26 protein-coding genes are annotated in these 26,553 nt (G+C 39.4%); 19 read left to right on the top strand and 7 right to left on the bottom strand.

Translation table 11 applies throughout. The features are described 5' to 3' along the window. Window positions 1–216: 216 nt before the first annotated feature. The gene (locus H3T46_RS00210; protein WP_198197083.1) at window positions 217–1,167 is read right to left on the bottom strand and encodes a peptidylprolyl isomerase; all 951 of its coding nucleotides are present in this window, start codon (window positions 1,165–1,167) and stop codon (window positions 217–219) included. Window positions 1,168–1,453: 286 nt separating this feature from the next. Here H3T46_RS00210 and secA point away from each other — a divergent pair, with 286 nt between their 5' ends. From secA to glmM, 16 genes are all read left to right on the top strand, one after another. Next, the gene (gene secA, locus H3T46_RS00215) at window positions 1,454–4,096 is read left to right on the top strand and encodes a preprotein translocase subunit SecA (RefSeq protein ID WP_198197084.1); all 2,643 of its coding nucleotides are present in this window, start codon (window positions 1,454–1,456) and stop codon (window positions 4,094–4,096) included. Between the two features lie 63 nt (window positions 4,097–4,159). Next, window positions 4,160–4,909, top strand: coding sequence for a YebC/PmpR family DNA-binding transcriptional regulator (locus H3T46_RS00220; RefSeq protein WP_122123364.1), 750 nt, complete (start codon window positions 4,160–4,162; stop codon window positions 4,907–4,909). A 5-nt stretch (window positions 4,910–4,914) separates the two neighbouring features. After that, a complete protein-coding gene (gene ruvC / locus H3T46_RS00225; RefSeq protein WP_198193336.1) occupies window positions 4,915–5,421 on the top strand; it encodes a crossover junction endodeoxyribonuclease RuvC in 507 nt (168 codons plus the stop codon). Continuing rightward, complete coding sequence (gene ruvA / locus H3T46_RS00230; RefSeq protein WP_198197085.1) at window positions 5,418–6,044, top strand: Holliday junction branch migration protein RuvA; 627 nt, start codon at window positions 5,418–5,420, stop codon at window positions 6,042–6,044. Before ruvC ends, ruvA begins: the two co-directional genes overlap by 4 nt. Then, entirely contained in the window at window positions 6,041–7,099 is a 1,059-nt protein-coding gene (gene ruvB, locus H3T46_RS00235; protein ID WP_155567930.1) for a Holliday junction branch migration DNA helicase RuvB, read from the top strand. Before ruvA ends, ruvB begins: the two co-directional genes overlap by 4 nt. A gap of 5 nt (window positions 7,100–7,104) precedes the next feature. Continuing rightward, entirely contained in the window at window positions 7,105–7,569 is a 465-nt protein-coding gene (locus H3T46_RS00240; RefSeq protein WP_198197086.1) for a YbgC/FadM family acyl-CoA thioesterase, read from the top strand. 152 nt (window positions 7,570–7,721) lie between these two features. Continuing rightward, a complete protein-coding gene (gene tolQ / locus H3T46_RS00245) occupies window positions 7,722–8,447 on the top strand; it encodes a protein TolQ (protein WP_110439004.1) in 726 nt (241 codons plus the stop codon). A 5-nt stretch (window positions 8,448–8,452) separates the two neighbouring features. Then, a complete protein-coding gene (tolR, locus tag H3T46_RS00250; RefSeq protein ID WP_110438801.1) occupies window positions 8,453–8,908 on the top strand; it encodes a protein TolR in 456 nt (151 codons plus the stop codon). A 25-nt stretch (window positions 8,909–8,933) separates the two neighbouring features. Next, complete coding sequence (locus H3T46_RS00255) at window positions 8,934–9,935, top strand: energy transducer TonB (RefSeq protein ID WP_370552765.1); 1,002 nt, start codon at window positions 8,934–8,936, stop codon at window positions 9,933–9,935. Between the two features lie 55 nt (window positions 9,936–9,990). Further along, on the top strand, window positions 9,991–11,349 hold the full coding sequence (tolB, locus tag H3T46_RS00260) for a Tol-Pal system beta propeller repeat protein TolB (protein ID WP_198197088.1): 1,359 nt from the start codon (window positions 9,991–9,993) through the stop codon (window positions 11,347–11,349). Between the two features lie 224 nt (window positions 11,350–11,573). Next, on the top strand, window positions 11,574–12,059 hold the full coding sequence (gene pal / locus H3T46_RS00265) for a peptidoglycan-associated lipoprotein Pal (RefSeq protein WP_110438805.1): 486 nt from the start codon (window positions 11,574–11,576) through the stop codon (window positions 12,057–12,059). Between the two features lie 149 nt (window positions 12,060–12,208). Then, a complete protein-coding gene (locus H3T46_RS00270; protein WP_155566608.1) occupies window positions 12,209–13,147 on the top strand; it encodes a hypothetical protein in 939 nt (312 codons plus the stop codon). Window positions 13,148–13,161: 14 nt separating this feature from the next. Beyond that, entirely contained in the window at window positions 13,162–14,442 is a 1,281-nt protein-coding gene (gene tilS / locus H3T46_RS00275; RefSeq protein WP_198197089.1) for a tRNA lysidine(34) synthetase TilS, read from the top strand. Between the two features lie 201 nt (window positions 14,443–14,643). Continuing rightward, window positions 14,644–16,617, top strand: a complete 1,974-nt coding sequence (ftsH, locus tag H3T46_RS00280) for an ATP-dependent zinc metalloprotease FtsH (RefSeq protein WP_198197090.1) — start codon at window positions 14,644–14,646, stop codon at window positions 16,615–16,617. Between the two features lie 118 nt (window positions 16,618–16,735). Continuing rightward, window positions 16,736–17,755: a dihydropteroate synthase gene (gene folP / locus H3T46_RS00285; protein ID WP_155580237.1), complete on the top strand. Its 1,020-nt coding sequence runs from the start codon at window positions 16,736–16,738 to the stop codon at window positions 17,753–17,755. Window positions 17,756–17,805: 50 nt separating this feature from the next. Next, on the top strand, window positions 17,806–19,161 hold the full coding sequence (gene glmM / locus H3T46_RS00290; RefSeq protein ID WP_198197091.1) for a phosphoglucosamine mutase: 1,356 nt from the start codon (window positions 17,806–17,808) through the stop codon (window positions 19,159–19,161). A 9-nt stretch (window positions 19,162–19,170) separates the two neighbouring features. Here glmM and H3T46_RS00295 read toward each other — a convergent pair whose 3' ends face one another. Both H3T46_RS00295 and H3T46_RS00300 read right to left on the bottom strand, forming a co-directional pair. Further along, window positions 19,171–19,866 (bottom strand): type 1 glutamine amidotransferase, encoded by a 696-nt coding sequence (locus H3T46_RS00295; protein WP_155565249.1) that lies wholly within the window; start codon window positions 19,864–19,866, stop codon window positions 19,171–19,173. Between the two features lie 130 nt (window positions 19,867–19,996). Next, window positions 19,997–20,533 carry a peroxiredoxin gene (locus tag H3T46_RS00300; protein WP_110438811.1) on the bottom strand — a complete coding sequence of 179 codons (537 nt, stop codon included), beginning with the start codon at window positions 20,531–20,533 and terminating at the stop codon, window positions 19,997–19,999. A 117-nt stretch (window positions 20,534–20,650) separates the two neighbouring features. On the opposite strand from H3T46_RS00300, the gene H3T46_RS00305 reads away from it, so the two are divergent. Next, complete coding sequence (locus tag H3T46_RS00305) at window positions 20,651–21,568, top strand: hydrogen peroxide-inducible genes activator (protein WP_198197092.1); 918 nt, start codon at window positions 20,651–20,653, stop codon at window positions 21,566–21,568. A gap of 86 nt (window positions 21,569–21,654) precedes the next feature. Continuing rightward, window positions 21,655–21,780 carry a type B 50S ribosomal protein L36 gene (ykgO, locus tag H3T46_RS00310; RefSeq protein ID WP_110438813.1) on the top strand — a complete coding sequence of 42 codons (126 nt, stop codon included), beginning with the start codon at window positions 21,655–21,657 and terminating at the stop codon, window positions 21,778–21,780. A gap of 87 nt (window positions 21,781–21,867) precedes the next feature. Here ykgO and H3T46_RS08885 read toward each other — a convergent pair whose 3' ends face one another. The 4 genes from H3T46_RS08885 to H3T46_RS00335 all read right to left on the bottom strand — a co-directional run bounded on the left by H3T46_RS08885 (window position 21,868) and on the right by H3T46_RS00335 (window position 25,350). Next, window positions 21,868–22,608 (bottom strand): OmpA family protein, encoded by a 741-nt coding sequence (locus H3T46_RS08885; protein ID WP_232350048.1) that lies wholly within the window; start codon window positions 22,606–22,608, stop codon window positions 21,868–21,870. 59 nt (window positions 22,609–22,667) lie between these two features. Next, entirely contained in the window at window positions 22,668–23,495 is an 828-nt protein-coding gene (locus tag H3T46_RS00325) for an inositol monophosphatase family protein (RefSeq protein WP_198197625.1), read from the bottom strand. Window positions 23,496–23,665: 170 nt separating this feature from the next. Further along, on the bottom strand, window positions 23,666–24,232 hold the full coding sequence (efp, locus tag H3T46_RS00330; RefSeq protein ID WP_155569080.1) for an elongation factor P: 567 nt from the start codon (window positions 24,230–24,232) through the stop codon (window positions 23,666–23,668). Between the two features lie 86 nt (window positions 24,233–24,318). Further along, on the bottom strand, window positions 24,319–25,350 hold the full coding sequence (locus H3T46_RS00335) for a lysine-2,3-aminomutase-like protein (protein ID WP_155569081.1): 1,032 nt from the start codon (window positions 25,348–25,350) through the stop codon (window positions 24,319–24,321). Window positions 25,351–25,455: 105 nt separating this feature from the next. Between H3T46_RS00335 and epmA the strand changes: the two genes are divergently transcribed. Then, window positions 25,456–26,442: an EF-P lysine aminoacylase EpmA gene (gene epmA, locus H3T46_RS00340; RefSeq protein ID WP_198197095.1), complete on the top strand. Its 987-nt coding sequence runs from the start codon at window positions 25,456–25,458 to the stop codon at window positions 26,440–26,442. Window positions 26,443–26,553 lie beyond the last annotated feature (111 nt).

Here is a 26,553-nt window from a genome sequence, read left to right on the forward strand (position 1 = left end):
GATACGACAGGGTTGATTCATATCCGGTTATAATGAAATATTTATATTTTACTGAAAATGTTTTTTACAAGTTTTCTTTATAAGAAAAAAGGATTTAATGATATGTTTTTTGAACTAAATTTTTTAGGGATATTAATCAATAAACATTTTGAATTTATAAAAGGGAAAATTTATTTTCCCTTTTATAAAAATTTTTAATGATTTGTTCTGTCAGAGTTATTTTTTTTGTGTGGCAGGCATTTGTGTTAAAGAATGAATGGCTTCATCATTTTTGGTAATTTTACTTTGTTTAATTACATTTTCAATAATGGTTTTCATTCTTTGTTGATACAGGTTTTTGCGAATTTCATCTTTTATCTTATCCAATGGTGGTACCGGAGCGTTTCTATAACCAAGAACCTTGATGACATGCCAACCAAATTGGGTTTTCACCGGAGCGGTTGTAATTGTATTTGCTTTCAGCGCAAAGGCTGCATTGATGAATTCCGGTGCAAGAGGGTCATTTTGTTTGACCCATCCCAAATCACCGCCATTTTCGCTACCGCTCTCTTTATCGGTTGAATATTGTTTGGCAAGATTAGCGAAATTTTTGCCTGCATGAAGTTGACTGATGATTTTTACAGCTTCCGGTTGTGTTTTTACGAGAATATGACATATATGCGCCTCTTTAACAGGGGCTGCGTTGGCGAAATGCTGATCGTAAAAAGTTTGAATGGCTTTATCGTCAATTGGATTTTGTTTTAAATTCTTTTCCAATTCAGATTTTTGGAATGTCGAAAACAGGATATCCTTTTGCATGAATTCAATTTGTTGCTTGACCTCAGGGGAATTCTGTAAATTCTGTTTTTCAGCAACTTGTAGCACTGCATTTTGAACAATTAATTGCTGAAGGATTATTGTTGTCAAAACAGGTGCAGGCAGACTTTTATATTGATCGGGCAACATCTTGCGCATGTTTTGGACATCATGATACGTAATATTTTTATCATTAACAGTTGCCAAAACAGTATTTTCATCTATTTTGCTGGGACTTGACTGATTTTGAGCGGCAGGTGCTGACGGGGTAGTTGTGACAGCAGGTTCAGCGGCAATAACTGCTGTTGTCAAAAGGCTTGAGGAAAAAAGAAGGGTTGCTGCAAATTTGAATGATTTGTTGTAAAAAGACATATAGTACCTTTATTATTGAGAGGATTAAAGATAATTTTGAATATGTTTATATCATGGAAAGGTGAAATTGTCCCATTATTTTAATAAAGTTCCTTTCTTGAAAAAAAGTTAAACCACTTTTAAAATTTTAAAATGATATTTATGGTGTAAGTAAAGTTGGTTATAATACCGATGAACTTATTTCTATATGTATTTTTCTGTCTGGATTGAATTGTGTTCTAATTTAATTATAACTAGCCCTTTGTAATGACAGGCAGGATTACAAAGCGTTATTTGGAAAACATTGATGTTTGCAAAATTTGCCCGTGTCTTTTTCGGCACCTCTAATGAGCGTTCATTAAAAGCTTATCAAAAGCGACTACCTGAAATCAATCAATTGGAACCTGAAATACAGGCTCTGGATGATGTTGCATTGGCTAATAAAACGGTTGAATTTCGTCAAAGGTTAGCTGATGGAGAAACACTGGACAATTTATTGCCAGAAGTGTTTGCTGTGGTCAGAGAAGCTTCGAAAAGGGTTTTGGGAATGCGTCATTTCGATGTCCAGCTGATAGGGGGAATGGTTCTTCACGATGGTAAGGTTGCCGAAATGCGTACGGGTGAAGGTAAAACATTGGTGGCAACCTTGGCCGTATATCTGAATGCACTATCGGGAAAAGGGGTGCATGTTGTAACGGTGAATGATTATCTTGCCTCACGTGATGCTGCTGAAATGGGCCGGCTCTATAGTTTTCTTGGCATGAATGTCGGAACGATTATCGCGGATTTGAGTGATATTGAACGTAAGGCTGCTTATGCCGCCGATATTACATATGGGACAAATAATGAATTCGGCTTCGACTATCTTCGTGACAATATGAAATACAGTCTTGATGAAATGGTTCAGCGTCCGTTTAATTACGCCATTGTGGATGAAGTTGATTCGATCTTGATAGATGAGGCTCGTACTCCATTGATTATTTCGGGGGTTGCGGATGACAGTTCAGATCTATATCGTTCCGTTGATGAGATTATAAAAGAGATAGTCAAAGATCCTGCCAATTATGAAAAAGATGAAAAATTCCGTAATGTCATTCCAACAGAAATGGGAACCGAACATATAGAGCAGTTAATGCGTGAAAAGGGTGTATTGAAAGAGGGGGGGCTGTATGACACTCATAATATCGCGTTGGTGCATCATATGCAGCAGGCATTACGGGCGCATACCTTGTTTGCCAGGGATGTGGATTATATCGTCCGTAACAATAAGGTAATTTTAATTGATGAATTTACTGGACGTATGATGGATGGACGTCGATATTCCGATGGATTGCATCAAGCACTGGAAGCCAAGGAACATGTGGAAATACAGCAGGAAAACCAGACTCTAGCTTCAATCACTTTTCAAAATTATTTTCGTCTTTATCCGAAACTCGCCGGTATGACGGGAACGGCAATGACAGAAGCCGATGAATTTGCCGAAATTTACAAGCTGGACGTTGTGTCAATTCCAACCAATCTTAAAGTTCAGCGTAAGGATGAACATGATGAAATCTATCTGACCGCGGCTGAAAAATATGATGCGGTTAGCCAGCTTATCGAAGAGGTTCATAAAAAGAAACAGCCTATCTTGGTTGGAACAACATCGATTGAGAAAAGTGAACATCTTTCAAATTTGTTGAATAAAAAAGGCATAAAGCATAATGTATTGAATGCGCGTTTTCATGAAAAAGAAGCTCAGATAGTTGCTCAAGCTGGAATTCCGGGAGCCATTACAATTGCCACGAATATGGCGGGTCGTGGTACTGACATTAAATTGGGTGGGAATGTGGATATGCTTATCCATCAGCAGCTTTCCCATATCGAGAATGAAGATGAACGCTTGAAACAAGAAACGGCCCTTAAAGAAAAAGTTCAAAAAGATCATGAACTGGTTAAAGAGAGCGGCGGACTGTTTGTAATTGGTACGGAACGTCATGAAAGTCGTCGAATTGACAACCAGTTGCGAGGACGTTCGGGGCGTCAGGGAGATCCGGGAAATTCACGTTTCTTTTTATCCCTCGAGGATGACCTGATGCGGATATTTGGTTCCGAACGCATGGGTGGTATGCTTCAAAAAATGGGCTTGAAAAAAGGGGAGGCCATTGTTCACCCCTGGATCAACAAGGCACTTGAAAAAGCCCAGAAAAAAGTTGAGGCGCGCAATTTCGATATGCGTAAAAACACTTTAAAATATGATGATGTCATCAATGATCAACGTAAGGAGGTATATTCTCAGCGTCGGGAATATATGGCTCTGGAAGATGTTTCAGAAGTGATTGCGTCTATAAGACATGATGTGATCAATATGTTGATCGAAAAATACATACCTGAAAAATCCTTTGCAGAACAATGGCATATTAAAGAATTAACTGCGGATATAAAACGGATATTTAATCTTGATCTACCGATTAATGAATGGTCAGAAGAGAAAGATATTTCAATTGATACACTTGAAGAGCGCATTACGAAAGCCGCTAATGAAATGATGGCCACCAAGGTCGCGAATTATGGTGTTTCAATTATGCGATATGTTGAAAAGCAAGTTTTGCTAACAACGCTTGATGCTGTGTGGAAAGAACATTTGTTGCGATTAGATCAAATGCGTCAGGGTATCGGACTGCGGGCCTATGGTCAGAAAGATCCGCTTAATGAATATAAGAAGGAAGCTTTTGTTCTTTTCAATTATATGCTGGATGAGCTTCGTGAACGGATTACCTCACTTTTGGCCAAGGTTGAAGTCAACGTCTCTGATGATGAAGGGGAAAATTCTTCTTCGGATTTTATAGAGGGGGAAACCCCTCAGACATTATCTGATGCACCAAAAGAATGGGCAGATACGCCCAGAAATGCACCATGTCCATGTGGTTCAGGTAAAAAATTTAAACATTGTCATGGTCGGTTTGTTTAAAAATCGGGACATGTTTATTAGATTAAGATTGAAATCAAACTGTAAGAATTAAGAGAAAAATTAATGGCAGGACATTCGCAATTTAAAAATATTATGCATCGCAAAGGGGCTCAGGATGCCCGTCGGGCAAAAGAATTTTCAAAAATAATTCGTGAAATAACCGTTTCAGCAAAATCAGGTTTACCTGATCCAGCCGCCAATCCCCGTTTACGTGCAGCCATTGCGGCAGCTCGTGCTGTTAATATGCCAAAGGACAATATTGATCGTGCGATTAAGAAAGCCGCAGGTGGCGCAGATGGAGATAATTATCAAGAAGTGCGCTATGAAGGATATGGTCCATCCGGAGTTGCCATTATCGTTGAGGCATTGACAGATAATCGTAATCGTACAGCTTCAGATGTTAGGGCCGCATTCAATAAATATGGCGGATCCTTGGGGGAAATGAATTCTGTCGCATTCATGTTTGAACGTATGGGAGTTATTACCTATCCAAAAACGGTTGCAAATTTTGATTCAATATTTGAGGCGGCTATTGAGGCAGAAGCGGATAATGTTGAAGAAAATGATGATGTTTATGAAATAACATGTGCGATGGAAAATTTCTTTGCAGTCCGTGACGCATTGGAAGCCCGGTTTAAAGATCCTGAAAGTGCAAAAATTGAATGGCGTCCATCCAATACAGTTGCATTAGATGAAGATAATGCTCGCACCTTGCTAAAATTAATTGAAGTTCTGGAAGATCATGATGATGTTCAGAATGTTTTTGCCAATTTTGACCTTTCGGACGAGATTGCTGAACGGCTATCGGCTTAAGAGTTGTGGTTAGAATTCTTGGGATAGATCCCGGTTTGCGGTTTACCGGATGGGGGATAATTGATGCACGTGACAACCGTCTTACCTATGTGGCAAGTGGTGTCCTGTCTACGAATAGTGATCATTTTGTTCCTCAACGTCTCTGTGTATTAGCATCAGGTTTGGAAAAACTGATTGGTCTTTATCAACCTGAAGAGGTTGCGGTTGAAGAAACCTATGTCAACCGGAATGGCTCTGCCACCTTGAAGTTGGGATATGCTAGGGGGGTGGCATTATTAGTGCCCGCGCAAAAATATATTAATGTTAATGAATATGGTGCTAAAACAGTTAAGCGTGCCGTGGTTGGAACGGGAGCGGCGACCAAAGATCAGGTATCTGTTATGATTCAGCGTTTATTGCCGGGAGCCAAAATTCCAAGAGCTGATGCAGCTGACGCTTTGGCGATAGCGATTTGTCATGCCCATCATCGGATAAGTCAAATTCGTGTTAATAAAGGAACAATAATGGCATGATAGGACAATTGACTGGGCTTTTGATTGACCAAAATGACAGGGATCGTTGTCTCATTGACGTGAATGGGGTGGGATATGTGGTCTATGTTTCAAGCCGGACCTTATCAAAATTGCCTCGTCCTCCAGAAATTGCCCGTGTATTGATTGAAACCATCGTCAGAGAGGATGCCATATTACTTTATGGATTTGCTGATGGAAAGGAACAGGAATGGTTCAGGCTGCTAACAACGGTACAAGGTGTTGGGGTTCGTATGGCGCTGGCGATTCAATCCGTTCTTACGCCGGATGAATTGACTTCGGCCATTATGACAGCTGACAAGGCAAGTTTAATGCGGGCTCCAGGCGTAGGGGCAAGATTGGCTACGCGCATATTAACTGAACTGAATGGTAAAGTGGCTTCTGGTTCAGATGTGATTAATTCAATTACAATTTCAGGTCAGACAACCGACAATAATGAGACTAATATTGTTGTGGATGTGTTGCTGGCCCTGGAGGGACTTGGATTTCGTCGAATGGAATCCCAACCAATCGTCGGGCGAGTGATTAAAGGTTTGAAAGAGAAAAATCAACCCCTTCAACTTGATCATATTATTCGAGAAGCTTTACGTGAGTTGGCCCGATGAAGTCTGAAATAAATCGTCCCATAGATGCAACGAAACGTCAGGAAGACACTGTGGAGGTCGCGTTAAGACCTCAATCTTTGGCTGAATTCATTGGACAAAAATCATCACGAGAAAACCTTTCAATTTTTATAGAGGCGGCAAGACAGCGAGATGAGGCGTTGGACCATGTTTTGTTACATGGACCACCAGGGCTGGGAAAAACAACCTTGGCGCAGATTGTTTCCAGGGAGTTGGGGGTTGGTTTTCGTGCAACATCTGGCCCTGTAATTCAAAGGGCTGGTGATTTGGCGGCAATTTTAACCAATTTACAACCAAAGGATGTATTATTTATTGATGAAATTCATCGATTGCATCCTTCAATTGAAGAAATTCTTTATCCGGCAATGGAGGATTTCCAGCTTGATTTAATAATCGGGGAAGGACCTGCGGCTCGATCGGTTCGTATAGATTTGCCCCCTTTTACGCTTGTCGCAGCAACAACACGGTCAGGTTTGCTTGCCACACCTTTGCGGGATCGGTTTGGCATTCCGTTACGGTTGATATTTTATACAACAGATGAACTCAAATTGATTGTTGAAAGAGGGGCCTGTAAGCTAGGATTTGAATTGACTGAAGATGGGGCTGCGGAAATTGCCAGAAGATCTCGTGGGACGCCCAGAATAGCGGGCAGGTTGTTACGTCGTGTACGTGATTTTGCGTTTGTCAAGCATAAGAGTGAAAAAGCGGTTGATCGCGAGATTGCTGATGCAGCCTTATCAAGATTGGAGGTTGATCAGCTTGGATTGGATGCAATGGATCGTCGCTATTTATTGCGTATTGCTGAATTTCATCAGGGTGGGCCGGTCGGTGTTGAAACGTTAGCTGCGGCCTTGGCAGAATCAAGGGATACTCTTGAAGATGTTATTGAACCTTTCCTGATCCAGGAAGGTTTGGTTCTTCGTACAAGTCGTGGCCGTGTTTTGGGAGAGAGAGGCTGGCAACATCTTCATCTGAAACCCCCTGCATTATTAAATACTCAATTTGATTTGCTGGATAATGATGTGGAAGAGGAATGAAAATTATGGAGATCATCCCTAGTAATTCATTTGACAAAGGTATAAGTAATCCTGCTTTGGCGAAAGAGGAAGTCGAAACTTACCGGTTCAGGGTTTGTTATGAAGATGTTGATGCGGCAGGTATCGTCTATCATGCCCGTTATTTCGGAATTGCAGATCGCGCTCGGACAGAAAGTATACGACGGTTGGGTGGAACAACCAGTGATTTGTACAAGGATTTCGGCTTGGTTTTGGTTGTGAGGGAAGCCGAGATTAAATTCCGAAAACCCTTGTATATTGATGAATTGGTTATTGTAAAAACAAATATAATCACAACTTTGGGGGCAAGTTGCTGGTTATCACAAGTTTTTTTCCGTAATGAAGAAATTGTGACTGAATTAAAAATTCAGCTAGTTTGTCTGAAGAAGGAAACCTATATGCCAGCACCTTTTCCAGCGGATTGGAAAAGAATTTTTGCCGCCATGATGTAGGTAAACCAGTACGAATAAATTTTTACTCATTATCAAAACAAGATTGTTTTTATTGGAAAAAAAATATATCAAATGGATATTGGAAAATAATAAATAGTCTCAAGTTATATATGAAATTAAATTGAGTGAGACTAATTGTGCAGGAGGCATTTTTGGATCCATCAATTAATGCAGCAAATCTGGCCACACCATCGGCCAGTTTGTCCCCTTGGGCGCTCTTTGTTCATGCGGCGCTAGTAGTTAAACTTGTTATGATCGGCCTGGTTTGTGCCAGTATTTGGGTATGGGCTGTAATTTTTGATAAATATTTTACCCTCCGCAAGGTTAAACGTCAGGCAGATGAATTCGAGGATTTATTCTGGTCAGGTGGGAGTCTTGATGAATTATATGAAAATATTGGGGTGAAACCAACCCATCCCATGGCTGCAGTGTTTAGTGCGGGTATGGGTGAATGGCGTCGATCAGCAAGAATTAATGGAATTGAGATGAGCAGTGAGGGAGTCAAACAGCGAATTGATCGTGCCATGTCAATCACTATTACCCGTGAAATGGAACGCTTGGAAAGATGGGTGACTTTTTTGGCAACAGTAGGGCCGGTGGCACCTTTTATCGGATTGTTTGGAACCGTGTGGGGTATCATGCATGCTTTTGCTTCCATTGCACAATCCAATAACACAAGTTTGGCAGTGGTTGCCCCTGGTATTTCAGAGGCATTATTCGCGACGGCACTGGGTTTGTTGACAGCCATTCCCGCTGTAGTGGCCTATAATTTTGTTAATAACAAGCTTAATTTATTTGCTGAAAGACTTGAAGGTTTTGCGGCTGAATTTAGTGCGATTCTTTCTCGTCAATCTGAAGCAAAAGAAAATCAGGAATAAAATTAATGGGATTTTCTTTAGAGGGTCGAAACAGACGGGGGCGTGGCAGACGTCCACAGGCAGATATTAACGTTACGCCGATGGTTGATGTCATGTTGGTTCTGTTAATTATTTTCATGGTTGCGGCCCCTATGATGACAAGCGGAATCAATGTTGATTTACCAAAAACTGCCGCGAAACCGGTAAATGCAGATACCAAACCGATTACTGTTACAGTCAGGGAAGATGGATCCGTTTATTTGGGAGACAATGTTGTAGATATGAATCAATTGGTGGAGCAGTTGAAAGTCATGTCTCAGAATGATTCTGAACATCGTATCTTTGTTAAGGGAGATCAGCATATCAATTACGGCAGGGTCATGGAAGTGATGGGACGTGTTACAGCTGGAGGATTTACGCATGTCGCGTTACTTGCACAAATGCCTGATACAACATCCAACCCTTCTTCAAAAACGCCATAATTGAGGATTATGTATTTTGCTGGGCATGTACCGTTCTGAGAGAAAAATTTTCAGATGCTCTTTTTTGGCATCAATCGGAACGCATTTTGGAGTTATCCTTCTGGCGATTCTATTATCATGGTTATTTCATTTTGCGCCTCCACCCCCACCCCCTGAAGAAAAACCGGTAGAGGTTGAATTTACAAGCGATAATGCAGGACAAGAAGTTCCCGCTAAATCGGAGCGAGATTCCCCGAACCCGAATGCGCCTGCATTGGAAAAACTGGATGCTCCACCTGCGCCAACACCTACTAAAACTGAACCTGTCGAAGAAACGCCTCCACCTCCGCCTCCACCTCCACCAATGCCCCCTCCACCTGATGCGGTTGCAAAAATGGAAAAACAGGATTCGATTTTACCTAAAGCTGTTGAAACCCCCGCACCTGCAGAGGTAACGTTACCACCTACTGTTTCACCATTGGCATCCTCTTCAAATTCTCATGTTCCATCCCCACCATCACCAATGCCTATGCCCACCGCGTTACCTCAGGTGCAGAATTTCTCTCGATTGACAAAAATGGAAAAAGCAAAAAAAGAAATTCCTGATACACATTCACTTGAATCGACGTTGGATGCCTATCAAGCTGACCAGAAACAAACACATCCTCCCAGAGCCAAAGCAAATCCAAGACAGGGAGGAGCTCCCAATGGTGGTGGAGCGAGAAATGGCGATATCACAAGAGGGCTTTCAGCAGGTCAGCAGGGGAAAATAGCGGCATCTGTTCGTCGATGTTATGTTGAAGACACAGCAGCAAAAGATTATGCTAATTTTGTGGCACATTTAATTGTAACAATTGATGCTTCAGGAGAGGCCAGAATAGTTAAATTTGATTCAGTGACTCAGGCAAAAATGAATGCTGATTCAACATATAGGGCATTAGCAGAACGGGCAAGGGACGCCGTGTTAAGTCCTGTATGTTCAAAATTGCCGATACCTTCAAATCTGTTGGGAAAGACGGGTCAGATTCGTTTTGTATTCCGTCCATAATTATGTCTAAATTTGTAAGTTAATATGCATTATCAATAATAGGGAAAATAGGATTATGCGCTCAATAATTTCTGATAATGATGCTGATATTTTACGGGATGTTTTAATTCCTCGCCGAAAAATTTTGTATGGATGTGTAGCAGGTGGAATTGTGGTAACACCTTTATCATCTGCATTTGCGCAGCAAGCCGGTGGTGCAGATGAAATTACAGTTGATCGGGCAAGAAACGAGCCTATCCCTATTGTTATTCCTGATTTTGGTTCTGGGAATGGCGGTGCCATAACTCAGGTATTAACGGATGACTTGAATAATACAGGATTATTTCGAGTTATTAGTAGTACATCACCAACCTCTACACCTGATTTTGCCGCCTATAAAGCCATGGGGGCTCGGGCTATCGTGACTGGATCAGAGGTGAATGGGCGAGTTGAATTTCGGCTATGGAATGCGTTGACCGGTGAACAGATTCAGGGAACAGCCTATTCGATTTCCGGGTCAGGTGCCATAAGGGAGGATCTTCGTCGTGTTTCCCATATGATAGGGGACGTTATTTATGAGCGTTTATTGGGGGATAAGGGATATTTCAATACACGAATTGCATATGTTGCACAGACCGGCCGCCGGTCAGATCCCATAAAACGTCTGGCAATCATGGATTATGACGGTGCTAACAGTCGAATCTTAACCAGCGGGCGCTGGCTTGTCTTGACGCCCCGATTCAGTCCTGTTTCTAATCAGATAGCATTTATGTCTTATGTCAATAACCGTCCTCGAGTTTACTTGTTTGATCTTCAATCAGGCAGACAAAGAATTTTGGGAGATTTTTCGGGTATATCTTTTGCACCGCGTTTTTCGCCTGATGGAAGGTCTGTCATTATGTCTGTAACAAGGGGAGGAGGTTCTGATCTTTATTCTGTTGATCTGGGTTCGGGCAGCAAACGTCAATTAACCAGTTCCGGGGCTATTGATACGAGCCCTTGTTATAGTCCTGATGGATCTCAAATTGTTTTTTCTTCAGATCGGGGTGGAAGACAGCAATTATACATAATGAGTGCAACTGGTGGTGGAGCCCGACGTATTTCTTATGGAAACGGTAGTTATGCAGGCCCCGTATGGTCACCAAGAGGTGACCTTATTGCGTTTGTGAGAATTGGCGGCGGTGGATTCTCATTGGGTGTTATGGCGCCTGACGGTACTGGAGAAAGAATTTTAACCCAAGGTTTCACTGTCGAAAGCCCAACATTTTGTTCAAATGGCCGTGTTATGGCGTTCTGTAACCAATCGTCTGCCGGTGCGCGTGGAAGCGGTTTTTCTTCATCCATCAAGATGATTGATGTTTCCGGTTTTCATGAGAGAAGCATTCCTACATCAACGATGGCGATGGATCCTTCTTGGTCTTCTGGCAACAGTTAAAATAAATTTTGGAAATAAAATAAAATTATTGCGGTAAAAAATTCAATTTTTGCTAAAATCGCTTGTGTATTTAACTTGTTTAGATATAAATGAAAGACTAGGATTGAAATTGATATGTCTTTCATAAAATAAGACTTTTTGGATTTTGATTTTGATTTTTTTAGGCAATATTTACCAACATAAAAGTTGAGAAAATAGAAAGCCGTTTTGTAGGAATACATACAATGAATATAAAGCTTATTAGTGCTTTTGGTGCTGCGTTATTACTAGCAGCATGTTCTGGCGGAGATCATAAAGGTGCGACAACCGGTAATGGTGGTGGAACACAAGCTCCAACTGTGAGCGGTCCAGTTCCTGGAAGTCAAGCTGATTTAGTTGCTAATGTTGGTGATCGTGTTTTCTTTGAATTCAATTCAAACAAATTAACGGATGATGCCCGTGCAACTTTGAATCGTCAGGCTGATTGGTTGAAAAAATATCCAAATGTCCAGGTCATGATTGCCGGTAACTGCGATGATCGCGGCACAGAAGAATATAATATTGCATTAGGGTCTCGCCGCGCAAATGCAGCTCGGGATTATTTGGTATCCTTGGGCGTTGCATCAGATCGTATGACAACCATCTCATATGGTAAGGATAAACCTATTGCTGAAGGTGACAACGAAGAAGCATGGTCACAGAACCGTAATGCGACTACTTCAGTTCGTTAATTCCTAGCTCGATAACTTTTCAATAAAAGCCGGTAATACGTATATACGTTATGCCGGCTTTTTGTTATGTAATGTAAAAGAACGTAATTTATAAATGGTTAAAGCTTTTTGAATTTATTATCAAATGAGGGATAGTAAAGGGTTTGGCAATGATAACGAAGCAAAAACATTCAAGAATTTCTAATTTACTTTCAATTGATCATCCAAAGGTCAAAGGAAGTATAACAGGTTTATTTCTATCAATTATGATTTGTCCTTTTTACGGTAATGCCCAGGAAAATAACAGTCGTCAGGTTATTGCGCTACAAAACCAGGTCGCACAATTAAAATCGCAGATCAGCCAGCTTCAGGCACAGAATACTAATTTTAATGATGATTCTGATAATTATCGTAAAAAAAGGCATAAAGATAAAGATGAGGATGATAGTTTATCAACAAATAACAGTTTACTTCCCGATTTAGTTAGCCGGATAAACAATCTAGAAGATCAGCAAAGGGTTATGAGGGGCGAAATTGATGATTTGTCAAACCAATTGAAAACTCAAAACGATCTTATCAATAAGAAAATTGATGATATGAATTTTGCTGCTGGTCGTGGAGGTGCTTCCAATGGTTCTTCAGATGATGTGGTAACTGATTCAAAAAGTGAGGTTTCTAAAAAATCATCAATTTCGGATGATTCAGGAACAATTAAATCTGTAAAACCTGAAACGGGTTCAACCTTGAGAGATGGTCAACAGGCATTGTTGAATGGTAATTTTCAGATCGCAGAATCCATCGCCCAAAAAATTTTATCCACGCCTGAAGGTGCCAAGTCCCCTAGTGCACGATATTTGCTGGCTCAGGCTCAGGCTGGACAAGGAAATTTCAAGGCTTCATCAGTAAATTATTATGCTGTTTATAAAAATTTTCCTAAATCTCCCAAGGCTCCATCTGCTTTGTTGGGTGTAGGATATTTAATGTTAAAAAATGGCAAGGTGCAGGAAGCTTGTCAGGCTGTAAGTCTGCTTCATAGTAAATATCCAAATGTTTCAACTCAGGTGAAATCTTCTGCCTTGAATTTAAGCCGTAAAGCTAAATGTTCTTGATTTGTTAAATCTGTATGGATGATATTTTAAAACCTGTATCTCAAGATGAATTTAATTCTTGTATTGAGTCATTGGGGCCTTGGGGTAACGATGATGAAAAGTTGCCACCCATTGTATTGGCTGTATCTGGTGGTGCAGATAGTTTGTGTCTTGCATTGTTGGCATCCCGTTGGCGACGAAATGTATTCGCCTTAATTGTAGATCATGGAATTCGGTCAAATTCGGCTATAGAGGCAGCACTTACACAAGAAAGATTGAAGGATCTTGGAATTGAATCAAAAGTTCTGACATTAGATAATCTAAAACCTGGAGCCGCATTGGAAGAAAGAGCGCGTATTGAGCGTTACAAAATATTAATTCAGACATGTTGTAAAATGGGAAGCATAGATTTGCTTTTGGGTCATCATGCTGGGGATCAGGCGGAAACTGTACTGATGCGAATACGTGCCGGAAGTGGTGAGGATGGAATTGCCGCTATGGCTGCTATTACGGATTTGCCACAGATAAGGTTAATAAGACCTTTACTATCGATCGCACCACAACGTTTGAGAGTAACCTTAAAACAGGAAGGGATTATATGGGTCGAGGATCCATCCAATCAGGATCTAAAATTTCAGAGAAATCAGGTGAGAAAGGAATTGTCGTCGGCTTGGACATCTTCAGGATCTGTTTCAATACTATTACATCGCTCGCGGGAAGAGAGTAAAAAAAGAATGAAAAAAGATCAGGATCAGGCTGTTTTTGTTACAGAAAACATTTTGATCAGATCAGAAGGATTTGCTTATTTTTCCACCAAAGGTATGGATGAAAGAACGCTGGGTGCTTTAATCAGAACAATTTCCGGTTCTGTGTATGCACCCTTGCAGAAATCAATTAATCGGCTTGTTCAATCAATGCGCAAAGTTACTCTTGGTGGCGTACAAATTATGCCAGCTGGAAGGTTGGGAAATGGTTGGTTGATGATTAGAGAAACAACTGTTATTGAAAAGGCAAAAATGGCCCGGCCAAATACGATTTGGGATTATCGTTTTCGAGTTATTATGCCAGAATATGATATTAGTGATAAAGTTACGATTGCTGCGTTGGGTAAATCTTACAAACAGTTTTCATGTAGAGAGGGATTGCCTGTTTGCATTTTGAAAACATTACCCGCTTTTTGGCATAATGATAAATTATTGGCTGTACCTCATTTGGGAATATATTCGGACGAGTCCGTTAAAGAATGGGATATTGTTTTCCAGCCTAGACAATCCTTGACACAAAGTCATCTTTTTTCGACCACAAAATTAGCTTAATTATGTAATTATGTTTATAATAAATCGGTTTAAATTCAATATTTTTAAGGAAAAATATTTTTTAGGGTAGGAAAGATTTGTTTCAGTTCTTATGTTATTAAGTAAGAGATAAATTGTAATATGAAGAATATAAAATGATATATATTAAATATTCTTTTTTTAAAAACGTGTTTATCCTAAAACATGGAAATATAAAGTAGAATGAAAAATTTTGGGCGTAATTTAAGTTTATGGATACTCGTTATTGTATCAGTAATGTTAGTGGTTGGATATTTTCGACCAAGCAGTAATGTTGTTGTGGACAATCAAGTTAGTTATTCTAAATTCCTGGGGGATGTTAACGCTGGAAATGTTAAATCAGTTGTCATACAGGACCGGTATTTAACTGGAACAAGTCAGGATGGCAAGAAATTTCAAACCTATTTGCCAACACAGGATACTTCGCTTTTATCAACCCTCACTGACCATAAAGTTACGATAGAGGTTAAACCTGTTGATAATCATCCAAATCTTTTTTGGCAGCTTGTATTGAATTTATTGCCAACCTTGCTGATTATCGGTTTATTTATTCTTCTTATGCGCAATATGCAAAGCGCAGGGGGAAAGGCAATGGGATTTGGTAAATCCAAGGCTCGTTTGCTGACTGAAAAACAGGGACGTGTCACGTTTGCGGATGTGGCGGGAATTGATGAAGCTAAAAGCGAGCTGGAAGAAATTGTTGAATTCCTTAAAGATCCACAAAAATTTCAGCGGCTGGGTGGCAGAATACCAAAAGGGGTTTTGTTGGTTGGCCCTCCTGGAACAGGGAAAACCTTATTGGCGCGTGCGATTGCTGGCGAGGCAAATGTTCCGTTTTTTACAATTTCAGGTTCTGATTTTGTAGAAATGTTTGTTGGAGTGGGGGCTTCTCGTGTTCGAGATATGTTTGAACAGGGTAAAAAAGCTGCTCCTTGTATTATTTTTATCGATGAAATTGACGCCGTTGGACGTCATCGTGGTGCCGGTCTCGGTGGTGGTAATGATGAGCGAGAACAGACTTTAAATCAGATGCTGGTTGAAATGGATGGATTTGACAGCAATGAAAGCGTAATTCTCATAGCCGCAACGAACAGGCCTGATGTTTTGGATCCGGCATTGTTACGTCCAGGAAGATTTGATCGTCAGGTTGTTGTGCCTAATCCTGATGTTGGGGGTCGTGAAAAAATCCTTCGCGTACATATGAAAAAGGTTCCGTTAGCATCTGATGTTGATCCAAGAGTAATTGCCCGTGGAACACCAGGTTTTTCTGGTGCTGATCTTGCAAATCTTGTTAATGAGGCGGCTTTGTTGGCTGCACGGTTAAACCGTCGAACAGTATCGATGCTGGAATTTGAAAATGCCAAAGACAAGGTCATGATGGGTTCAGAACGTCGTTCACTGGTCATGAGTGAAGATGAGAAAAAAATGACCGCTTATCATGAAGGCGGGCATGCCATTTGCGCATTATTTACTCCTGGATGTGATCCGGTACATAAGGCCACAATTATTCCACGTGGACGCGCATTGGGAATGGTGATGAGTCTACCGGAAGGCGATCGCTATTCAAAAAGCAAATCGAAATGTTTGGCTGAACTGGTTCTTGCCATGGGTGGACGTTGTGCTGAATCAATGATTTTTGGTCCGGAAAATGTTTCAAACGGTGCATCTGGCGATATCAAAATGGCGACGGATCTTGCACGACGGATGGTTACTGAATGGGGTATGAGTGAAAAAATTGGACTTGTTTCTTATGCTGAAAATGAACAAGAGGTTTTTCTCGGTCATTCCATGGGACAAGGTAAAAATATTTCTAGTGAAACCGTTCATGAAATAGAAGCCGAAGTTAAACGTTTGATTGATGATGCGCATAAACGTGCAACAGCGTTGTTAGAAGAGCACAGGGAAGATCTTGAAAGATTGGCTCTGGGTCTTTTGGAATATGAAACTTTAAGTGGAGAGGAAATCAGACAGGTTCTTCGCGGTAAAAAAATTGAACGTAGCCTTGTTGATGACACGACAAAAAAATTGAGATCATCAATCGATGTGGCTCATCATTCAGGTGATAATTTTGGTTCTGATAAAATAAAAAAGGATGATGCTGGTCATGCTGATAATCCTGTTCCTGCAACAGGTGTTAATTTTGAGGAACATAACTAGGGTTTTAATTTTTATGGATTAAAACTATTTTTTAAGTGAAAAGAATATATTCTTTTCACTTATTTTATTTGAGATTGATATTAGATGACAGTGTCATGGTTATAGTGTTAAGAATGATATGATTATAAATCCTACAGGATTTTTATTTGGAAATTCAGCCCAGTTTGCAATCAAAAATGAGCTTGCATTACCTTTTGCAGGTCAAGAAAAAAAAGTTGCCTTTTCAATGATTGAGATAATTGAAAATCAAAAACTGGAAATTGGGTATGTCAAAGATTGTTTTCATTCACCCTTATATTCTAATCAGATAAGAAAAATAACAACTGCCTCGCCTCTGGCTGGATTGCCTGAAGGTTCTCTAATTATGGGTATACTGAATGTAACGCCTGATAGTTTTAGTGATGGTGGCAAACATTATTCAAGTTCAACTGCTATTCGGGCCGCTCATAAAATGGTTGAGGATGGTGCGACAGTAATCGATATTGGTGGTGAAAGTACACGACCTGGCTCTCAACCTGTGTCAACTGAAGAGGAATGTAGTAGAATTATTCCTGTTGTCAAAGCATTAAAAGGATGTGGTGCCTATTTGTCTGTTGATACGCGTCATGCTGAAACAATGAAATATGCCTTAGATGCAGGAGCTGATTTAATTAATGATATTTCTGCTCTTGATGATAGGGAAAGTGCACAGGTTATTTCTCAGGCTCAATGTCCTGTGATTTTGATGCATATGCGTGGAAATCCCCAGACAATGCATCAATATAAGAATTACAACAATGTTTTGGTTGATGTTTTTGCAGAGTTGCAAAGAAAAATTCAAAAAGCGGTAAATGCAGGTATTCGTCGTGAAAATGTAATACTTGATCCGGGTATAGGTTTTGCAAAGAATAATTTTCAAAATATGGAACTTTTAAAAAAATTTCCCGCTTTTGCTAACTTAGGTTGCCGTTTGCTTCTAGCAGTCTCCAGAAAACGTTTTATTAGGGAAATTGCTGGAAAAATGAATTTTGAGGAATATGATGTCGCTACCATGATAGCGTCATCTCCAGCGTTTTATTTTGGAAATTCAATTATTCGTGTTCACAATGTGCCCGCTGCGGTACAAAGCATGAAAATGTGGCAGACTTTATATGGTTGATTTCTGTCATATCAATTGTGATGTTTTATTGTTTAACATGGGAAAAGTTAATGAAAAATCATAGATTACTTTTTGGAACAGATGGAATTCGTGGTACAGCCAATAGTGATCCTATGACGGTAGAAGTGGCACAAAAGCTTGGTCAAGCTGCTGGATTGATGTTCATGGCTGGAAAAGACCATAGAAGACATCAAGTTTTGATCGGCAAAGATACACGTTTATCAGGCTACATGATTGAAAGTGCCTTGGTTGCCGGTTTTTTATCGGCAGGAATGGATGTGATTCTGGTTGGTCCGATGCCTACGCCAGCGATTGCAATGTTGACTCGCTCCTTGCGTGCTGATCTTGGGGTTATGATTTCTGCATCACATAATCCATTCCAAGATAATGGAATAAAAATTTTTAACAGAGATGGATTTAAGCTTTCCGATGCACAGGAGCTTGAAATTGAAGCCATGATGCGATCTGATTTGTCAGGTCAATTGGCTGGTAATGAACATATTGGTCGGGCCGTACGTCTGGATGATGCAGCAGGTCGCTATATTGAACATGCAAAGGCTTCTTTTCCCCGTGGGTGTCGCCTTGATGGTTTGAAAATCGTTATTGATTGTGCAAATGGTTCCGCTTATCATGTGGCCCCCAAGGCACTATGGGAGTTGGGCGCAGAAGTTATATCGCTTGGATGTAAACCGAACGGTTTAAATATTAATAAAAATTGTGGCTCAACACATCCAGAAACGTTAATCAATTCTGTATTGGAGCATAAGGCTGATTTGGGAATAGCCCTCGATGGTGATGCTGATCGTATGCTGTTGGTTGATGAAGAGGGCAAGCTTATCGATGGTGATCAGATTCTGGCTTTAATTGCATCTTCCTGGGATAAAAAAAAGATGCTCCAAAATCATTCAATTGTAGCGACAGTGATGTCTAATATGGGACTCGAGCAGTTTTTGAATGATACCGGAATTCAATTAATGAGAACCTGTGTAGGTGATCGTTATGTTGTTGAAAAGATGCGTCAACTTGGATGTAATGTTGGAGGGGAACAGTCTGGGCATATGATCCTTTCTGAATTTTCAACGACCGGTGATGGTCTTATTGCTGCATTACAAGTATTGGCAGTTATTATTGAAGAGGGTAAAAAAGCAAGTGAAGTATGTAGAATGTTTATGCCGTTCCCTCAAAAGTTATATAATATTCGTTTTAACGGAAAAAACCCTTTAAATACTGAAGCAGTTAAAAAAGTCGTAAGGGATGCGGAATTGAAATTGGGTAAAGAGGGAAGGGTCCTTCTAAGGAAAAGTGGGACAGAACCCTTGATTCGTATTATGGTTGAGGCAAAGGATAATCAGCTTGTGGATCTTGTGTTACAGAAATTAAAACAAGTGATTGAAAATAATATCTAGGTATTGACTTTATGTAGTTAAATATGAAAGCAGGTTGTCTATTATTTGATGATTTATTGAATAATGTTCCTTTGGGACAGAAAGTATCTCTTTTATGCTTTGAACGAAAGGAGAGAGGGTTTTATCCTGATCATAACAATTTTCAATCATGTTTTGAATCATTGTTAAAGTCATTTCCGGATGGAACTGTAATCCAATTACATTATTCTTTATCATAAAGGCCTGATGTGGGCAACCTTGACTAAATGCGAGCAATTTGGCATGTGCTGGAATATCAAATTGTTCACCATGCCATAAAAATGTGACAAAATTTTCAGGCCATTTGATTTTCTTACGCTCCTTGGATTGAATTACCTGAATAGGAAACCAACCAATTTCTTTATGCTTAGCGATTGTAATATGGGCATTATAAATGTCAGCAATTAATTGAGCCCCCAAACAAATGCCTAGAGTTGGAATATTTTTATTTATTAAGTTTTTAATTAATTGTTTTTCTTTTGATAACCATTTATATTTTTTTTCATCATGAACACTCATGGGACCACCCATGATAATTAAAAGATTGATGTTATAGGAAAGAGGAATGTTTTTTTCATCCATTTCGTACAATTTCAAAATAATTGTTTCATATTGATGTATTTTTAGCCAATCAAGAATATAACCCGGTGTCTCAAAAGAAGCATGCTGCAAGATTAAAGCCTTCAAGATTGTTTCCTTTGGTATGACTGTTTATGTTAAAAATTTTGAAGAATTATAATAATATTATTAGCAAATTGAAATAAAAAAGCCTCTTGATATGAGATCAAGAGGCTTTGATGATTTATCAATGGATAAACTAAAGAGTTTTATCCCCTTTGTGCCAGCTGCAAGGACAAAGACCCCCGTTTTGCAAAGCATCAAGAATGCGAAGGAATTCTTCTGGATTGCGACCAACAGACAGGTCATTTGCACTGACGTGACGGATAATCCCTTCTGGATCAACAATATATGTCGCTCTTAAATCAACACCAGCTTCATAATGAAGAATACCTAATGCTGCAGAAAGTTCGCGCTTGTTGTCAGCCAGCATTGGAATCTTCAGATTTTTTAAAGTTTCATTATGAAGACGCCAGTTTAAATGAACATATTCAGAGTCAATCGATACACCGTAAACAGCAGTGTTACGTTCTGAAAATTCTGTTTCCATGTCGCTAAAAGCCGCGATTTCCGTTGGGCAAATGAATGTGAAATCCATAGGCCAAAAGAAAAATAATTTCCATTTACCCTTGTCGCTTTGATTATTGATCGTTATAAATTCTCCATTCAGTCCATCAGGACCAGCAGGAACAGTTGTAAGACTAAAAGATGGAAATTGATCACCAACAGTCAACATATTATTTTCTCCTAATAAAATAACATTATAAAATTTTTTTTGGTTCCTCTATTAATATGTGTAAAAAATGCTAATATTTCAAATGAAATATTTAGTAATGAATGATTGAAAAAAACGATGGAAGCACTCCCTTCGCCGCAACAATTACGTTATCTTATTGCATTGTCAGAATTACATCATTTTGGTCGTGCGGCAAATGCCTGCTCTGTTACACAGTCAACATTATCTGCAGGAATTTTAAGTTTAGAACGTCAGTTGAATGTCTCTATATTGGATAGAACAGCGGGAAAAAGGGTTGTATTTACACCATTGGGACAGGAAATAGCTGAACAAGCGAGAATTGCATTACAGGGTTTGGAAACGGTTCGTGAAATGGTAAGTTTTGCGCATGAACCACTTTCCTCTTCTTTGAGGCTTGGAATCATTCCCACAATTGCACCTTATATTTTATCTTTTTTGGTTAGGGAAATTCGGAAAACCTATCCAAAACTAACTTTGACTATTCAGGAAGAGATAACTGAAAATCTAATGGAAAAATTATTCATTGGATATCTGGATTTATTGATTATTGCAATGCCATGTTCCTGTGGAGGTGCGGATACCTATGCGCTTTATAAAGACAAATTCCATTTAATAACACCCAAGGATCATGTCTTAGCCTCTTTGGATAGGGTGTCATTACATCAGATTGATCCAAAAGAAATTATAATGTTGCAAGATGGTCATTGTTTACGCGATCAGACCATTGATATGTGTCGACAAAGTCAGACCATGAAAGCGGTCAACGATTTCAGCAACAATTTTGTCGCCTCTTCTCTGGATACGGTAATAAGTATGGTTGAAGTCGGTTTGGGAATTGCATTTATTCCCGAAATGGTTATTAGATCCGGTGTAATAGTAAACAAGGATGTAGCTGTCTGTTCTTTAGAGGGAAATCCAGCCTGGAGAACAATTGGCCTGGCTTGGCGTAGAAATTCATTGAGATCGGCAGAATTCAAGCAATTTGAAAAAGTTTTCCAAAAGCTTAAACTTTAGAAAATAATCGCTTTGCATTTGACATTTTTTAATTTTTCTTTATATAAAAAGGGACTTTTGTATTTATTGCCTGGGATGAATTAATTATGAAAATCAGAAATAGTTTACGTTCTGCGAAACTCCGCGATAAAGATTGTCGCATTGTTCGCCGTCATGGAAAAGTATATGTAATCAACAAGAAAAATCCGCGTATGAAAGCACGTCAAGGTTAGTTCTAAATTTGTTTTACTTTTTACAATCCTCTGTTTAAGAGGATTTTTTATAGAATATACAATTCAAACAATGTGCGTTTAAAAAAGTTATTTTTTGTCTTTTACTAAGTCTGAACGTACCATTTCAACATAATCTGGATTTGCATTTGTATTTGATTCCGGTATGCCTTTTGCAATTAAATAAATGCGAGTGGCCGGAATACCCTGATTAATTAAGACAGCACGTATAGTAAGCCCACGATTTAAGGCGTTTCTTCTTGGTGTAGATATATCATCAACAGTTCCATGACTATATGCATTAAGGTAAATCTGAACGTTAGGATTCCGCTTAAGTACATTAGCCATATCCATTATCGTTTTCATCATTATTTCGTTTAATTCAGATTCATCTCCCTTAAAATTAATGATGGTGTGTTGATCATTAACCACGACATTTCCTTGGGCTTTAGGATTAATCTTAGGCATGGCAGGAGAGGCTGGTGGATGTAAAGGTACGTTTAGCTCTGGATCTCTAAAAACAGGGTTGGGAGGTGGGGAATTGGGAATTGACGGGATGGCAGCTTGTGTTTGTTTTGGTTTTGACTGCGAAATTTTGGCAGGATTTGTTGGTTGTTTTGTGTGTTTGGAAATAGAAGTTGCTTTTTTATTTTTTGTCGATTTTGGTTGGATATTTTTTGCAGGACCTAGATTATTCAAGGCTGAATTATTGACACTAACCTGGGCAAAAATTATGTTATTCCAAGAGGAAAACAATACGGTTGAAAATATGGTCAAATAATAAAGATGCTTTTTTTTTAGTGCCGGTGCAGAAGATGATAAAAAAAACATTTGATGAATTCTCAACCTGTTAGAATAAAAGAATAACTAAAATTAATTATCATTTATTATCAAGGTTTGGAAATGTTTTCTAATATTGTTTCCCTAATTTTAGGAAAAAGCGCTGCATTCCCTGCAACAGTATTAACAGACATTTTTAGATCATCTAATGGATTTCCTTCAGGATCGGTTACATATCCGCCCGCTTCCTTGACCAGTAGAATTCCTGCGGCAACATCCCAGGGTTTTAAATCCATTTCCCAAAAACCTTCATAACGGCCTGCTGCAACCCATGCTAAATCCAGGGCAGCGGCACCATAGCGTCTTATGCCTGCAATTTTTGGCATGACTGATTTAAGGATTTTTACAAATTTTTCCTGTTTATTAATGTCGGAAATGGCAAAAGGAATGCCAGTGGCAAGTACAGCCTGAAACATGTCTCGTCGAGAGGAAACGCGAAGGCGACGTTCATTCAGAAAAGCGCCGACACCCTTTTCAGCCCAAAACATTTCATTGGCAACCGGATTATAAATAACGCCGGCAACGATTTCAACCTGTCCTTTATCATCACGTTTCTGAAGGCCTATGGAAATTGCCCAATGTGGAATTCCATGTAAAAAATTAGTTGTTCCATCAAGAGGATCTACAACCCAGCGCCAGTTCCAGTTATCTCCCCCTAAGGCACCACTTTCTTCCATAAGAAAGGCATATCCAGGTCTCGCTTTACTGAGTTCTGTTTTAATAGTCGATTCGGCCTTTAGGTCTGCTTGTGATACGAAGTCCCCGGGACCTTTGACACTCACTTGCAACATCTCAACTTCATTAAAATCACGAAGAAGCGTGCGTGCAGCTTTTTGTGCTGCATTCTGCATTACGGTCATATGAGGGGAAAGTCGAATCGCCATTAATTTTTCCTAGAATTTACAAAAGGCATTTGAATTTTTCAGTTAGTATTTAACCTAACTTAATAATGCAAATTTAAAAAGATGTCTTTCTTAATTGACTAAGATTTGACATCTTTTCTTTAAATCAAAATAAAAATGGTTTAGGTTTAAAACTATAAAAAAGCCTAATTTTTTGCTCTTTCAACATAGCTACCATCTTCTGTTCGTACAACGATTTTTTCTCCAGCCTCGATAAAAGGGGGAACCATTGTTTTTACACCATTGGATAACATGGCGGGCTTATAGGAAGAACTTGCTGTTTGACCTTTTACCACAGGTTCGGCCTCAACAATTTCCAGGGTTACCTGAGGGGGCAATGTGACGGAAATGGGATCACCCTCAACCAAATTGACTATGACCTTCATATTATCCTGCAGAAACGCAACCTGATCTTCAAGTATATCTTTTGGCAACATAAATTGTTCAAAAGTTTCCGGATCCATGAACACAAGATTATCACCATCTTCATAAGAGTAATTATATTCTTTGTCTTCGGTTAACAGACGTTCGACGGTATCGGCAGTACGCCAACGTTCATTGGTTTTGTTGCCTGTTTTAAGATCACGCATTTCGACTTGAATAAAGGCACCGCCTTTACCAGGTGTGATGATTTGCTGCTTAAGGACAGACCACCGACGTCCATCATGTTCAATAACCTGACCTGCACGGATTTGGTTTGCCTGTTGTTTCATAATACTCTCTGATGATTAAAATACTAAAAAGACGGTTTATTGTTCTTTTTATATAAAATGGACTAGGCGTTGCTGCAAGATATAATTTAAATTTTATGATTATGATTTTTAGGGTCAAGAATCGAGGATGGTTTTTCGGGATCATAATAGTCTGGTCCCAATGGAACTTTTCCATACCCTCCAGGAATATCAAGAACATAGGTAGGCCAAGCTATACCTGTAACGCGCCCTCTTAATGCACGAAGTAATTCCTGTCCATTATTAATGGGTACATAAAATCGATTGGTGCCAGGCGCTTTATCCAGCTGATGTAAATAATAGGGCTTTATCCGCCATTCAACAAAAGATCTCAATAGGTTTTCCAGCGTTTCAATATTATCATTCACATTTTTCAATAATACGGATTGGCTAAGAAGAGGTATCCCTCTCGAGAGCAAACTGCGAATGGCCTTGAATGCGTAAGGGGTGAATTCAGCTGGATGATTGGCATGAACGACGATCCATAGCGCCTTGTTTGTGTCCAGACTTTCAATAAAGATTTTGTTCATAAGAGAGGGTGCGGAAAAGGGGACACGTGTATGAATCCGTATGGTTGAAACATGCGGTATGTTATTTATTTTTTGTATAATCAGTTTCATTCGGCGTGGCGAAAGAATAAAGGGGTCGCCCCCTGAAAGAATAACTTCACGAATTTTGGAATGTTTTTCAATCCATTGAATTGCTGCAATCAATTCCCTGTCATTGAGTAAACCGTGATCTGGGCCAACATGTTCCCTGCGGAAACAGAAGCGGCAATAGACAGGACAAATCTGTAGAGGTTTCAATAATACACGGTCTTCATAACGATGAACAATCCCTTTGATTGGTGATAATGCTTCATCTCCAATGGGATCATGCATTTCATCCGGGGTAATTTTCAATTCATCAGGATGAGGAATATATTGTAGACCGATTGGGTTGGGGTCATTCTTTTCAAAATCATGAATAAGATTCACCATTTCAGGAGAAATGGCGGTGGCATAAAACTGTTCCAATTCTTGCAGAGGCTTTCTAATGGTTTGATCAATTAGCCTGGAATCAATTAAATCCTGAACATTTCGAAGTGTTTTTGATGTCATGAATTTTTTCTTGCTTTGAAGAGGAAAGCTTTTATTTAATTTAAATTGTTACATATTTAAAGACATAAATAAATTTCTCAACATAATAAGGAACCCTGCAATATTATGTCTGATCTTAGAGTATCGATGGCCGATCGTTTACCTTTATTGAAACGTCGTCAATGGATCATGAAATCCATTCGTAGTTTTTTTGATGCTCGAGGATACATGGAAATTGAAACGCCTTATTTGGTCAAAACTCCTGGGGAGGAAGTCCATTTACATCCGTTTCATTCGGTATATGAAACTCCCCAAGGGGAAAAATACAATCTCTTTCTTCATACCAGTCCAGAATTTTCCATGAAGAAGGTAATGGCAGAAATTCATCAGCCTATTTTTCAGTTGGCACGGGTTTGGAGAAATCAGGAGGGAGGCAATATTCATTCATCAGAATTCACGATGTTGGAATGGTACAGACCTAACTGTTCCCTTGGTGATCTTATGGATGAAACAGAATTGCTGTTAAAGAGGTTATTGCCACCTTATATTGATTATAATCATTACAAGCTTGATTTTACCAAACCGTTTCAACGTCTGACAATTCAACAAGCCTTTGAGATTTATGTTGGTATTGACTTGCTTGATCTTCCTGAAGATGTTGCCTTATTGGCAAAGGCGGCAAAGGTTGATGCAAGGAATAATGAAACATGGGAAGATTTGTTCTTTCGTCTTCTATTGGAAAAAGTCGAACCGAATATAGGAAGACAAAATCCAACGTTTCTGACCCATTGGCCTTTAAGCCAAGCAGCCCTGGCAAAAAAGGATCCCTTGGATCCGCGGGTGGCTTTGCGATTCGAATTATATGCAGGAGGTCTGGAACTGGCAAATGCATTTGAAGAATTGACCGATCCACTGGAGCAGAGAAAAAGATTTGTTTACGATCGTCAGCGTCGTTCTGAATTATATCCTGAAATGAAATATTGGGAGATGGATGAGGAATTATTGCTTTCGCTTGAAAAATTACCTGTGTGTTCGGGAATTGCCATGGGTGTAGATCGATTGGTCATGTTGGCAACAGGTGTGACCAATATACAGAATATATTATGGGTATGAATAACGTAGTTTTATTGATAGAAATAAATGATTGAATGCTTGTCGAAATGTTTATTACAAGTTAAATCATAGAGATATTATATCTAAAGTTTATTAAGCGCTGGCAAGAGT

The sequence above is a fragment of the Commensalibacter sp. M0133 genome, from assembly GCF_016101485.1.
Classification (GTDB): Bacteria; Pseudomonadota; Alphaproteobacteria; order Acetobacterales; family Acetobacteraceae; genus Commensalibacter; species Commensalibacter melissae.

Bases quoted from the DNA above. Each gene is read 5' to 3' on its own strand.
- H3T46_RS00300 (WP_110438811.1), bottom strand. From the start codon at position 20,533: ATGTTGACTGTTGGTGATCAATTTCCATCTTTTAGTCTTACAACTGTT.
- pal (WP_110438805.1), top strand. From the start codon at position 11,574: ATGAATATAAAGCTTATTAGTGCTTTTGGTGCTGCGTTATTACTAGCA.
- H3T46_RS00270 (WP_155566608.1), top strand. From the start codon at position 12,209: ATGATAACGAAGCAAAAACATTCAAGAATTTCTAATTTACTTTCAATT.
- tilS (WP_198197089.1), top strand. From the start codon at position 13,162: ATGGATGATATTTTAAAACCTGTATCTCAAGATGAATTTAATTCTTGT.
- glmM (WP_198197091.1), top strand. From the start codon at position 17,806: ATGAAAAATCATAGATTACTTTTTGGAACAGATGGAATTCGTGGTACA.
- H3T46_RS00305 (WP_198197092.1), top strand. From the start codon at position 20,651: ATGGAAGCACTCCCTTCGCCGCAACAATTACGTTATCTTATTGCATTG.
- H3T46_RS00220 (WP_122123364.1), top strand. From the start codon at position 4,160: ATGGCAGGACATTCGCAATTTAAAAATATTATGCATCGCAAAGGGGCT.
- epmA (WP_198197095.1), top strand. From the start codon at position 25,456: ATGTCTGATCTTAGAGTATCGATGGCCGATCGTTTACCTTTATTGAAA.
- H3T46_RS00255 (WP_370552765.1), top strand. From the start codon at position 8,934: ATGTACCGTTCTGAGAGAAAAATTTTCAGATGCTCTTTTTTGGCATCA.
- secA (WP_198197084.1), top strand. From the start codon at position 1,454: ATGTTTGCAAAATTTGCCCGTGTCTTTTTCGGCACCTCTAATGAGCGT.
- H3T46_RS00210 (WP_198197083.1), bottom strand. From the start codon at position 1,167: ATGTCTTTTTACAACAAATCATTCAAATTTGCAGCAACCCTTCTTTTT.
- ftsH (WP_198197090.1), top strand. From the start codon at position 14,644: ATGAAAAATTTTGGGCGTAATTTAAGTTTATGGATACTCGTTATTGTA.
- H3T46_RS00335 (WP_155569081.1), bottom strand. From the start codon at position 25,350: ATGACATCAAAAACACTTCGAAATGTTCAGGATTTAATTGATTCCAGG.
- tolB (WP_198197088.1), top strand. From the start codon at position 9,991: ATGCGCTCAATAATTTCTGATAATGATGCTGATATTTTACGGGATGTT.
- folP (WP_155580237.1), top strand. From the start codon at position 16,736: ATGATTATAAATCCTACAGGATTTTTATTTGGAAATTCAGCCCAGTTT.
- ykgO (WP_110438813.1), top strand. From the start codon at position 21,655: ATGAAAATCAGAAATAGTTTACGTTCTGCGAAACTCCGCGATAAAGAT.
- ruvB (WP_155567930.1), top strand. From the start codon at position 6,041: ATGAAGTCTGAAATAAATCGTCCCATAGATGCAACGAAACGTCAGGAA.
- ruvA (WP_198197085.1), top strand. From the start codon at position 5,418: ATGATAGGACAATTGACTGGGCTTTTGATTGACCAAAATGACAGGGAT.
- H3T46_RS08885 (WP_232350048.1), bottom strand. From the start codon at position 22,608: ATGTTTTTTTTATCATCTTCTGCACCGGCACTAAAAAAAAAGCATCTT.
- H3T46_RS00240 (WP_198197086.1), top strand. From the start codon at position 7,105: ATGGAGATCATCCCTAGTAATTCATTTGACAAAGGTATAAGTAATCCT.
- efp (WP_155569080.1), bottom strand. From the start codon at position 24,232: ATGAAACAACAGGCAAACCAAATCCGTGCAGGTCAGGTTATTGAACAT.
- tolR (WP_110438801.1), top strand. From the start codon at position 8,453: ATGGGATTTTCTTTAGAGGGTCGAAACAGACGGGGGCGTGGCAGACGT.